This window comes from Shewanella sp. BF02_Schw (assembly GCF_014596695.2).
GTDB lineage: Bacteria > Pseudomonadota > Gammaproteobacteria > Enterobacterales > Shewanellaceae > Shewanella.
Genome location: NZ_JABKAW020000001.1, coordinates 988,897 through 999,739, shown reverse-complemented (window position 1 = coordinate 999,739; position 10,843 = coordinate 988,897). Strand labels below are relative to the sequence as shown.

The 10,843-nt window shown below is 40.9% G+C and carries 8 protein-coding genes and 6 tRNA genes; 3 read left to right on the top strand and 11 right to left on the bottom strand.

The window, feature by feature from the left end; translation table 11 throughout:
- The first annotated feature begins 180 nt into the window (after window positions 1-180).
- On the top strand, window positions 181-2,133 hold the full coding sequence (gene acs / locus HNW13_RS04525; protein WP_192115148.1) for an acetate--CoA ligase: 1,953 nt from the start codon (window positions 181-183) through the stop codon (window positions 2,131-2,133).
- A 111-nt stretch (window positions 2,134-2,244) separates the two neighbouring features.
- Here the strand turns inward: acs and HNW13_RS04520 are convergent, their stop codons facing one another.
- Window positions 2,245-2,646 (bottom strand): hypothetical protein, encoded by a 402-nt coding sequence (locus HNW13_RS04520; protein ID WP_101086789.1) that lies wholly within the window; start codon window positions 2,644-2,646, stop codon window positions 2,245-2,247.
- 246 nt (window positions 2,647-2,892) lie between these two features.
- Between HNW13_RS04520 and HNW13_RS04515 the strand changes: the two genes are divergently transcribed.
- Both HNW13_RS04515 and HNW13_RS04510 read left to right on the top strand, forming a co-directional pair.
- Window positions 2,893-4,644 (top strand): DEAD/DEAH box helicase, encoded by a 1,752-nt coding sequence (locus HNW13_RS04515; protein WP_192115149.1) that lies wholly within the window; start codon window positions 2,893-2,895, stop codon window positions 4,642-4,644.
- 79 nt (window positions 4,645-4,723) lie between these two features.
- On the top strand, window positions 4,724-4,984 hold the full coding sequence (locus tag HNW13_RS04510; protein WP_011636939.1) for a GrxA family glutaredoxin: 261 nt from the start codon (window positions 4,724-4,726) through the stop codon (window positions 4,982-4,984).
- Window positions 4,985-5,051: 67 nt separating this feature from the next.
- Here the strand turns inward: HNW13_RS04510 and HNW13_RS04505 are convergent, their stop codons facing one another.
- The 10 genes from HNW13_RS04505 to tolB all read right to left on the bottom strand — a co-directional run bounded on the left by HNW13_RS04505 (window position 5,052) and on the right by tolB (window position 10,819).
- Window positions 5,052-6,203 (bottom strand): DcaP family trimeric outer membrane transporter, encoded by a 1,152-nt coding sequence (locus tag HNW13_RS04505; protein ID WP_192115150.1) that lies wholly within the window; start codon window positions 6,201-6,203, stop codon window positions 5,052-5,054.
- 613 nt (window positions 6,204-6,816) lie between these two features.
- A tRNA-Lys gene (locus HNW13_RS04500) sits at window positions 6,817-6,892 on the bottom strand.
- A gap of 43 nt (window positions 6,893-6,935) precedes the next feature.
- A tRNA-Lys gene (locus HNW13_RS04495) sits at window positions 6,936-7,011 on the bottom strand.
- Window positions 7,012-7,054: 43 nt separating this feature from the next.
- Window positions 7,055-7,130 (bottom strand) — tRNA-Lys (locus HNW13_RS04490).
- A gap of 167 nt (window positions 7,131-7,297) precedes the next feature.
- Window positions 7,298-7,373 (bottom strand) — tRNA-Lys (locus HNW13_RS04485).
- 86 nt (window positions 7,374-7,459) lie between these two features.
- Window positions 7,460-7,535: transfer RNA gene (locus tag HNW13_RS04480), tRNA-Lys, on the bottom strand.
- Between the two features lie 86 nt (window positions 7,536-7,621).
- Window positions 7,622-7,697: transfer RNA gene (locus HNW13_RS04475), tRNA-Lys, on the bottom strand.
- Between the two features lie 440 nt (window positions 7,698-8,137).
- Complete coding sequence (gene ybgF, locus HNW13_RS04470; RefSeq protein WP_059745509.1) at window positions 8,138-8,875, bottom strand: tol-pal system protein YbgF; 738 nt, start codon at window positions 8,873-8,875, stop codon at window positions 8,138-8,140.
- Window positions 8,876-8,930: 55 nt separating this feature from the next.
- Complete coding sequence (gene pal, locus HNW13_RS04465) at window positions 8,931-9,467, bottom strand: peptidoglycan-associated lipoprotein Pal (RefSeq protein WP_101086786.1); 537 nt, start codon at window positions 9,465-9,467, stop codon at window positions 8,931-8,933.
- A 23-nt stretch (window positions 9,468-9,490) separates the two neighbouring features.
- Window positions 9,491-10,819 carry a Tol-Pal system beta propeller repeat protein TolB gene (gene tolB, locus HNW13_RS04460; protein WP_011636935.1) on the bottom strand — a complete coding sequence of 443 codons (1,329 nt, stop codon included), beginning with the start codon at window positions 10,817-10,819 and terminating at the stop codon, window positions 9,491-9,493.
- Between the last annotated feature and the right edge of the window lie 24 nt (window positions 10,820-10,843).

The following is a 10,843-nucleotide window of genomic DNA, read 5'->3' as shown; positions in this document are numbered from 1 at the left end:
ACAACCTACATAAGAGAATCGATATAAATAATCGACCAAATCTGCAGCAATCATTACCATATTAACACGTGCAACAGACTAAATATTAAGGATATTTTAAAACTAGACCAAGGTCTAATAGTGCAAACAGCCCGTTGCAGATGATACTTTAACCACGCCATTTTTAGAAAGGGAAGCCCCATGACCCCGCAGTCTCTTTACAAAGTTCCTAGTGACATTGCAGAAAACGCACTGGTTAATAACGATCAATATAAGAAAATGTACCAGGAGTCCATTATTAATCCAGAAGGTTTCTGGAGAGAACACGGCAAACGTATTGATTGGATTAAACCTTATACCAAAATTAAGAAAACGTCTTTTGATGATCATAATCTTTCGATTAATTGGTTTTATGATGGCACGCTCAATGCCTCGGCCAATTGTTTAGATCGTCACCTTGAAGAACACGGCGATAAGCTTGCTATTATTTGGGAAGGCGATGACGCCAACGAACAACGCAAATTAACTTACGCAGAACTGCATACGCAAGTGTGTAAGTTTGCCAATGCGCTACGTAGCCAAGGGGTTAATAAGGGCGATATCGTCACTATTTACATGCCTATGGTGCCTGAAGCTGCAGTCGCGATGCTGGCTTGTGCTCGCATTGGTGCTGTTCATTCAGTGGTATTTGGTGGCTTCTCACCAGACTCGATAGCGGCAAGGGTAATTGATGGAAAATCAAAAGTCTTAATTACCGCCGACGAAGGTGTTCGTGGTGGCCGTAAAATTCCTCTAAAACGCAGTATCGATGAAGCAATATCAAATCCTGATGTTACGTGCGTCGAAAAAGTCATTGTATTTAAGCGCACTGGTGGAGATGTAGATTGGGTTGAAGGCCGAGATGTTTGGTGGCATTCACTCATGGAAGTTGCCTCAGAATTTTGCCAACCAGCAGAGATGAACGCCGAAGATCCATTATTTTTGCTTTATACCTCAGGCTCTACAGGTAACCCTAAAGGTGTGCTGCATACTACCGGCGGTTATATGGTATATGCCTCGATGACACACGAATACGTGTTTGACTATAAAGCAGACGAAGTATATTGGTGTACAGCCGACGTAGGCTGGATTACTGGCCATTCGTATATGGTATATGGACCTTTTGCTAATGCCGCCACGGTATTAATTCATGAAGGCGTACCTAATCACCCTACTCCATCTCGATTAGGTGAAATGATTGATCGACATAAGGTCAATATCCTGTATACCGCGCCAACCTTAATTCGCGCATTAATGGCTGAAGGTAAAGAACCTTTTAGCAGCTATAAAGGCGATTCATTGCGCATTATGGGTTCTGTGGGTGAACCGATAAACCCAGAAGCTTGGCGTTGGTACCATGAAGTGATTGGTCATGAGAACTGCCCTATCGTCGATACTTGGTGGCAAACTGAAACTGGTGGCATTCTGATTAGTCCATTACCTGGCGCAACTGATACCAAACCTGGCTCAGCGACTCGACCATTTTTTGGGGTACAGCCAGCACTGGTTGATAACATGGGTGATATTGTTGAAGGCACTGGTGAAGGTAACCTAGTTATCCTTGACTCGTGGCCAGGCCAAATGCGAACAGTGTACGGTGACCATGATAGATTTGCGCTGACGTATTTTAAAACATTCCGCGGCATGTATTTTACCGGTGATGGCGCGCGTCGTGATGAAGATGGCTATTATTGGATTACAGGCCGTGTCGATGATGTCATCAACGTTTCGGGACATCGCTTAGGTACTGCTGAAGTGGAAAGCGCTTTAGTGTCGCATGAGCTTGTTGCTGAAGCGGCCGTTGTGGGTTACCCCCATGACATTAAAGGCCAAGGCATTTATGCATACGTCACCCTAACTCGTGGCATTGAGCCAACAGAAGAGTTACGTCAAGAACTTCGTCAATGGGTTCGTAAAGAAATTGGTGCACTTGCAACCCCGGATCTTATCCAATGGGCAAGTGGTTTACCTAAAACGCGTTCAGGCAAAATTATGCGTCGATTCTTACGTAAAATTGCGGCTAATGAAGTCACTAATTTAGGTGATTCTTCTACTCTGGCAGATCCTGCGGTGATTGATACCTTGATTGAGTCTCGCTTAAACAAAACAGAGTAATAAAATCAACTTATGATGTTCTATCCACCCTGAGAAATCCTGACCAATTTCTCTTTTCGCCCCTCGATTGAGGGGCTTTTTTTATCTAAAAATTAAGATTCATTGACGTTTTTATTTATCTGAAACCTTAGGCTGTGGGCCATAAGCAGTATCAATGGTGACATTATATGAATGATCATTTAGAGTCATTTTATAGCTCGTTGATTGGCCCACTTTAATCGTTATGGCTTTGTCACCTAATAGATCCGCACCGTCATTAGATTCATCACGTAAACTTATCAACAAATTAACCTTATTATCACTATTTGCTGTCGACACTATGGTCACGCCATAGTCTCCTTCGACACTAAGTGACACAGATTCATTTAATCCCATCACAATTTTTGAAGCCGATGCAGTTGCATCATCTGAATGCTTAACCGTTTCTTCAATAGATAAACCAATGACAAGACCTTCTTCGGCAACGGCGAGGTGGCTAACCATTAACAGAGCTGCTAACGATAAAAATTTCATAATGTGTTCTTCCTGATGGTGATAAATTTCATTTTTATTAGTATCAATATCATCTTATTTCAATAGATGAATCTACACCAACTGATATAAAAAAACAGCGCTTAACACGCAAAAAGTACCATCCCAGTGTATTTATCATCTTTAACCATGACCAATTGATTTATTTAACGCATTTAAAACATCATGGTCTATCAATCATTGGCTATGTTAAGCTTTGTATAAACCAAAATAACACTACTCGATAACGTGAAACATTCATCTACTCAACCCGGAAATATCACCTTACGCGACTATCAGCAGCAATCAGTCGATGCGGCTATCGCTCATTTCAAGCACAGCCGACAATCAGCGGTGTTAGTGTTACCTACCGGTGCGGGAAAAAGTATTGTCATTGCCGAACTGGCACGTATTGCTAATGGTAATGTGCTGGTGCTAACTCATGTAAAGGAATTAGTCGCTCAAAATGCTGAAAAAGTGGGTTTGCTCACCCAAGAGGCCAATATCTATTCAGCAGGATTAAATCAAAAAAAGGCTAATGGCAAAACCGTGGTAGCCAGTGTTCAATCGGCCGCTCGCGCCCTAGAAAAATTCACTCAAGCATTTTCACTAGTGATCATTGATGAATGTCATCGAGTCAGTAATGAGTCTACCAGTCAATATCAACAACTGCTCACGCACCTTAAAGCGCGTAATCCTGACATTAAACTGCTTGGGCTAACCGCCACGCCTTATCGTTTAGGTTTAGGCTGGATTTATCGGCACCATTATCATGGGAAAGTAGGTAATACTGATAAACCTGTATTCGAAAAATGCATTTTTGAACTCCCAATGCGACCATTAATCAAGAAAGGTTACCTAACCAAACCGACCATTTTTGACGGGTTGAGTGCACAATATGATTTTAGTGAACTGGTGGCGCATGACAGTGGTGAATACCCACAAATGGAAATCGATTCTTTATTGCATCATCAGGGACGAGCAACCACTGCAATTATCAAGCAAGTAAAACAACTTGCCGAATGCCGAAAAGGTATTTTAATTTTTGCAGCTACGGTCAGACATGCCAATGAAATCATGACTCTGTTAGACAACGATGCCGCCTTAATTACCGCTCAAACGCCACATAACGAACGTGATGACATCATCCATCGCTTTAAAGCCCAGAACCTCAAATACATTGTTAACGTTGCCGTATTAACCACAGGCTTCGATGCTCCTCACGTCGACCTTATCGCAATTTTGCGCCCCACTGCATCGGTGAGCCTATTCCAACAAATGATTGGCCGAGGGTTACGTTTAGCTCCCAATAAAGCAGATTGTTTAGTCATTGATTATGCCGCTAATGGTTACGACTTATTTTACCCAGAAGTCGGTCAAGCCAAACCCAATAGCAAATCAGTGCCAGTACAAGTGCATTGTCCTGTGTGTCAATTTGCTAATACTTTTTGGGGCCTAGTGGATGGCGATGGTGATATTGTTGAACATTATGGCAGACGCTGCCAAGGATTAATCAATGAGCAACAACAGTGTGATTTTAGATTTCGATCAAAATCATGCCCAGACTGTGGAGCGGAGAATGATATCGCGGCTCGCATTTGTCATAGCTGCCAATCGACCTTAATTGATCCCGATAAACGCCTAAAACAAGTACTTAATGCTCAGCATCATCATTTATTTAAATGTGAGCAAATGTTGTTGCACGATCAAGACAATAAGTTGCTTATTCAATACATTGACATTGAAGGTAATGATTTTAAGCAAACGTTTAACTTCGCGACACCAGCACAACGAAAAGCTTTTTATGCGGTATATGTTCTCAGTCATACCCGCACGCCAGGTATTCCCCATCCTCAATATAAGAAAGTCACTGATGTATTGGCGGATCAAACTCGATTCAGAAAACCCGATTTATTATTACTGAAAAAAAACAAACATCGTTGGGATTTAGTTGATTCATTTTTTGACTATCAAGGCAAATATAAAATCGATATGAGTTAAAACAAAATTAATTGCGTTGAATTATGATTTGAAAAGTACTTATGGTATAAATTGGCCATATCATTAAACAGGAGTCACCATGTTTGTAGTTATTTTTGGCCGCCCAGGTTGCCCATATTGTGTTCGAGCTGTTGAATTATCAGAAAAGTTAGCGGCGCAAAGTGAAGATTTTAAATTCAAATATATTGATATTCATGCCGAAGGCATCACTAAAGCGGATTTATCAAAAAGTGTGGGTAAAACGGTAGAAACTGTTCCACAAATCTTTGTTGATGAACAACCTATTGGTGGTTGCACCGAATTTGAAGCTTATGTTCGTCAAAACAACTTACTCAATTAAGTAAGCTTCTTAAATTTAAACTAAAAAGGCAACCGATCTGGTTGCCTTTTTGTTATCTGCTCAAATACTAAAGAGCATATTTCGCCGAAAACATAATCCGATTTAGGTCGCCATCAGAACCGTCTTCACGTTCATTTAAGGCATGCATAAACTCAACCCCAAATGTTAGTGGCTTTGAAGGTGAAAACAATAAGTTAACGTAACCAGAGTAAGCCTCTTTATTAACTGCACCACCGGTAAGCGCCACATTATTATCTGCGCTAAAACCTGAGAACGTCACACTAGAACGCCATTGCTCCGACCACCAATGACGATATGACACAAAACCACCAAATGATTTAATCGCTTGAATTTCCCCATTGGTATCAAGCACGCCAGCGTTGGCATAATTTAGCGCCATATAACGACCTAACCCTTCCCCGTAAGTTGCAGTAAATTTGAAGTCATCTTTACCGACAGGAATAACACCCGCGAAACTGACACCATAACCTAGTTCTGATGTGTCATACGTTGTGGTACCAACAACTTGCTCTAGATCTAATTGCCTTACAATCGCCGCCACTGAAAATGCAGAACCACTGGCAGCACTAAAGTTATAGCGACCAACAAAATCAGGAACAACGCCACTGCCACTAGTAATTCGACCACCGCCGCTCAATGGCGTCACAGTTGTTTCAGGATTCTCAATTGAGAACTGCCAATTGCCACTGGTATAACGTAGTTGTGATTGTCTCACAAACGGTGTTCCATCAGCCGCACCGACAAAGTCTAGGTTTTCCGGTAAAGCACCAGGGTTTTGGAAAGTAGTCCACGTTTGCCCTACAGTCCAATTGTCATAACTTACAAATGCATGGCGAATACGTGGAGAGTAACTATTAGAAACTCGTTCATTACCATCTGTATGCGTCATAAAATCCAGTTCAATAAAACCAGTCAGTGTATGCCCTTCAACATCAGTAACAGTCTTAAAATTAAAACGTGATTCACGAGCTTGAAAGTCGACTACTTGCTTACCATTACCCGTCGTACCATAAATAGTGCCTGGCACATAAAACTGACGAGATAACGAACCTGAATCTGGCGCCCCATTGCCATAATCACTAAACATCACATCGGCTTTAATGTAACCACCAAAAGTCATATCTGTAGCAGCCTGAGCTCCCCCACTCATCGCCAATAACGCGCCTGCAACATAAAGACTGAGTTTTTGCTTTTTCATTATTATCTCCCTATTGATATTGTTCTAATCTTGAGCAATATGAGCCAATTAACAGTCATGTAACATTAGCAATAGGTCTATGAGACAAAAGTAGACAAGCAAAAACTAATAAATAGACTACTTCGAAAACAAGATGTTGTTTAATACAATGTAGATCTTGATGAGTTTGGACACTAAAGATTTATAAGAAATTAAACGCTAAATAAGCTGATAACAAAATACATCGACCAGTTACGACCTGGATTGGTTTCGTATAGCATCTTAGGCTCGCTGGAATATAATCATCGAACGCTACTCAAATCTTGTAACGTAATAATAAGATATAACGTTGATAAAAGGGATTATTAGAGGACATAACTAAAGGAGTAAAATAGTGGGTGATGAAAGGTTCAAACATTGGGGAAATGATTCAAAAGTCAACGGCAGCAGTTGATTTCACACAGAGTAACTGAACTGACGATCCATCTTGATTTTGCAAAACCTAATTATTATTGAAGTTAAAACAAACTATCGAGATTTAAACATCTGAAAATATACCGAGCTATTTTAGCCAATGATAAGTCTGGTATTCTGTGATGATTTAGAAATAATAGTGAGGGAATAACAGAGAAAGTGGTGGGTCGTGAAGGATTCGAACCTTCGACCAATTGGTTAAAAGCCAACTGCTCTACCAACTGAGCTAACGACCCATCTTGATATAACATTTAAATTCTTTAACCACGATTTAAAAAGTGGTGGGTCGTGAAGGATTCGAACCTTCGACCAATTGGTTAAAAGCCAACTGCTCTACCAACTGAGCTAACGACCCATCTTGATATAACATTTAAATTCTTTAACCACGATTTAAAAAGTGGTGGGTCGTGAAGGATTCGAACCTTCGACCAATTGGTTAAAAGCCAACTGCTCTACCAACTGAGCTAACGACCCATCTTGGTGTTGCGATATTCATACTCTTGCTGGAACAAAAGCCAACTGTCTCTATTTCAAGACCAACTGAGCTAACGACCCATCTTGGTTTTGCAAGAACTGATATTCTTACTGGAGTGAATGCCCCATTTTATAACATTTAAATTCTTTAACCACGATTTAAAAAGTGGTGGGTCGTGAAGGATTCGAACCTTCGACCAATTGGTTAAAAGCCAACTGCTCTACCAACTGAGCTAACGACCCATCTTGGTTTTGCAAGAACTGATATTCTTACTGGAGTGAATACCCCATTTTATAACATTTAAATTCTTTAACCACGATTTAAAAAGTGGTGGGTCGTGAAGGATTCGAACCTTCGACCAATTGGTTAAAAGCCAACTGCTCTACCAACTGAGCTAACGACCCATCTTGGTTTTGCAAGAATTGATATTCTTACTGGAGTGAATGCCCCATTTTATAACATTTAAATTCTTTAACCACGATTTAAAAAGTGGTGGGTCGTGAAGGATTCGAACCTTCGACCAATTGGTTAAAAGCCAACTGCTCTACCAACTGAGCTAACGACCCATCTTGGTTTTGCAAGAACTGATATTCTTACTGGAACAAAAGCCAACTGTCTCTATTTCAAGACCAACTGAACTAACGACCCATTTTGGTTATGCAAGAACTGATATTCTTACTGGAACAAAAGCCAACTGTCTCTATTTCAAGACCGACTGAGCTAACGACCCATCTTTGTTTTGCAAGAACTTAAGGTTCTTACTGGAATGAAACAAACTGCCTATATTTCAAGTCTTGTTAAATTATCATCCCATTTTGTTGTTTGTTAATAACAACTCATATTACAGTAACTGTAGACTAAGTTATTATCACCTCAACACACCCCAGAAGGCTCTGCCGTTCTGAGGGCGCCTATAATACCTTTTTCAATTTCTCATGCAAGCCCAAATTTATAATTTCTTGTTGTTTGCATGAAAAACAGACTAAGAGGCTGTTTTTTGGCTTAATTAGCCTTTCAATGCTGATAATTGCTGTTGTGCAAGGCGTGCGGAGGCACTATCTGCGTACTCTTTTAATACTTTGTTATACAGTGCTCTTGCACCCGCAGAGTCATTTTCTTTTTCTGCAATCATGCCAAGCTTAACTAAACTATCGCCACGCTTATTTGAATCTGCAAATTTACTGACAACTGTACTAAAAGCTTGTTTCGCATCATTGTACTCACTTTTATTGTACAACAATTGGCCTAACCAATAGTTTGCATTAGCTGCATAATTAGATTCTGGGTATGTCGATATAAAACTACGAAAAGCAGGAATGGCTTCATCATACTTGCGTTCTTTAAGAACCAAGTTAACGGCGGCCTCATAGCTTCCTGTTTCACCTAACGTTGAACTGGCTGCGGCAACCGTAGTGGCATCAGCTTGAGCTGGCGCTGCTGGGGTTGATGACTTAGCAGTAAGATTAGCAATTTCCTCGTACAGCTGTCGTTGACGCTGTAACATCTGATTCATTTGATAATTTTGTTGCTCAGTAATGCCTCTTAAATCTAACACTTCATTTTGCAATGCATCCATACGACGTTGCATGTCGAATTCGCCTTGTTGCTTTGCTTTAATGATGCGTTCTAATCTTGAAATCCTGTCATCATTTGAACCACCAGATGCATCCGAAACCGGTGCTGGTGCAGCAAAAGCCGTGGCCGTTGTAAAGAACATCGCCGCAACTAATATGGCTAGTTTCATTTTTATCTCCTAAAAAAGGCCAACCGATAACGGTTGGCCTTACACTTCTTACGCTTTAGTAAACTAACACACCACGACGGTTTTTAGCAAAACCAGTATCGTTACGTGAATAATCTAATGGCTTTTCTTCGCCGTAGCTCACGATGCTCATTTGGCTAGGTTGCACACCCATACCTTGTAAATACTTAGCAACCGCTTTAGCACGACGTTCGCCTAGTGCGATGTTGTATTCTGGAGTACCACGTTCATCAGCATGACCTTCAATCAACACTCGAACATTTGGATGCTCAACTAAATAGTTACCATGAGCTTGAATGATCTCAGCATTTTCACTTTGAACTTCACTGCGATCAAAGTCGAAGTAAATGATATTTTGACGACGTAATTCTTGTTCTTTTAAACGCTGCTGTTCTGCAGAGCTCAGTACAGGAGCTACACCACCAGTTTCAATACCACCATTACCGTATTCACTACCAGTACCACTCATAGAACCGTTAGCGTCAGTTTCAGAGTCTGAAGTTGAGCTACAGGCACCCAGTGCCATAAGCGGAACTGCAACCAACATAGCTTTAAACAACTTATTCAGATCCATTTTAAATCCTTATCAATATCTATTTAGAGAAACGGAGACCATGCTGGTGACTTCACCTCGCCCTGGCCGACAGGCAATCTTGCTTTAAATCTGCCGTCCATAGAAACAGCAGCTAACACTTGTTTACCTTGATGGGTTGTACCGTAGATAACCATAGTGCCATTTGGAGCAACACTTGGTGATTCATCAAGTTGAGTTGATGAAAGCACCTGCATAAAGCGTGTTGCAAGATCCATTCTAGCAATATGGAATTTACCGTTAGTACGGTTTACAAAAATCATACTACGACCGTCTGGGCTAATTGAACCGCCTAGGTTCCATTCACCTTCAAAAGTCATACGCGAGACTTTATTTGTATCTAAACTTACGCGATATAACTGTGGTTTCCCACCACGTTCAGAGGTAAATAAAATTGATTTACCGTCTGGGAACCAAGAAGGTTCAGTATCGATTGCGTAATGCTCTGTAATACGTCGAGTTGCTTTAGTCGCAATATCGACGACATAAATTTCTGGTTGGCCATCTTTTGACAGTGTAACAGCTAATTTTTTCCCATCAGGAGAAAATGCTGGTGCACCATTAATACCGTCAAAACTACTCACTAATGTACGTGTTTGGCTGTAAATGTCTTGAACAAAGATTTCAGCTTTTCTATTTTCAAAACTCACATAAGCTAAACGACGACCATCAGGAGACCACGTTGGTGACATCAATGGCTCTGGTGAACGTAGTAACATTTGTTCATTGTAGCCATCGTAATCCGCAATCATTAGATGGTAAGGTGCTTTTTGACCTTGTTTAACCACAACATATGCGATACGGGTTAAAAATGCACCACGAATACCGGTGAGCTTTTCATACACAATATCACTGATACGGTGGCTGTACTGTCTAAATTGGTTTGCACTAATAACCGTTTCACGGCTTTCAAGTAATAACTCATTGTTATTCTGAGGCCCTTTACCCGCTTGAAGTTGTGCTTTGACTAAATCAATCAGCTCAAAACTCACTAAATATTGATCGGCGCCATATGGCTTAACCGTACCAACCACAAGCGCTTCCGCTTCTACATTAGCCCAATTTTGAGCAGTAAATCCATTTACAGACGAAATAGTTGATTGTGGCAATGCACGCACATCAAGTGTCTTAAATGTACCACTGCGAGACAAATCAGATGCTACCACATCAGAAATAGATGCAGGAGCTGGACCTTGACCTTGCCATACAAAAGGTACCACAGCAATGGGTCTTGCTGCATCAACCCCTTCTGTAATCACAATATCTAACGCTGCGCGAGCGGGTGTAGTTAACACTATTAATACCAGTGTTAGCCATTTAGCCAAATTATTCATGCGACTCCTTTTAACTCCATTCCA

Excerpts from the sequence above, each read along its gene's own strand:
- acs (WP_192115148.1), top strand. The coding sequence starts at position 181 with ATGACCCCGCAGTCTCTTTACAAAGTTCCTAGTGACATTGCAGAAAAC.
- HNW13_RS04520 (WP_101086789.1), bottom strand. The coding sequence starts at position 2,646 with ATGAAATTTTTATCGTTAGCAGCTCTGTTAATGGTTAGCCACCTCGCC.
- HNW13_RS04510 (WP_011636939.1), top strand. The coding sequence starts at position 4,724 with ATGTTTGTAGTTATTTTTGGCCGCCCAGGTTGCCCATATTGTGTTCGA.
- HNW13_RS04505 (WP_192115150.1), bottom strand. The coding sequence starts at position 6,203 with ATGAAAAAGCAAAAACTCAGTCTTTATGTTGCAGGCGCGTTATTGGCG.
- ybgF (WP_059745509.1), bottom strand. The coding sequence starts at position 8,875 with ATGAAACTAGCCATATTAGTTGCGGCGATGTTCTTTACAACGGCCACG.
- pal (WP_101086786.1), bottom strand. The coding sequence starts at position 9,467 with ATGGATCTGAATAAGTTGTTTAAAGCTATGTTGGTTGCAGTTCCGCTT.
- tolB (WP_011636935.1), bottom strand. The coding sequence starts at position 10,819 with ATGAATAATTTGGCTAAATGGCTAACACTGGTATTAATAGTGTTAACT.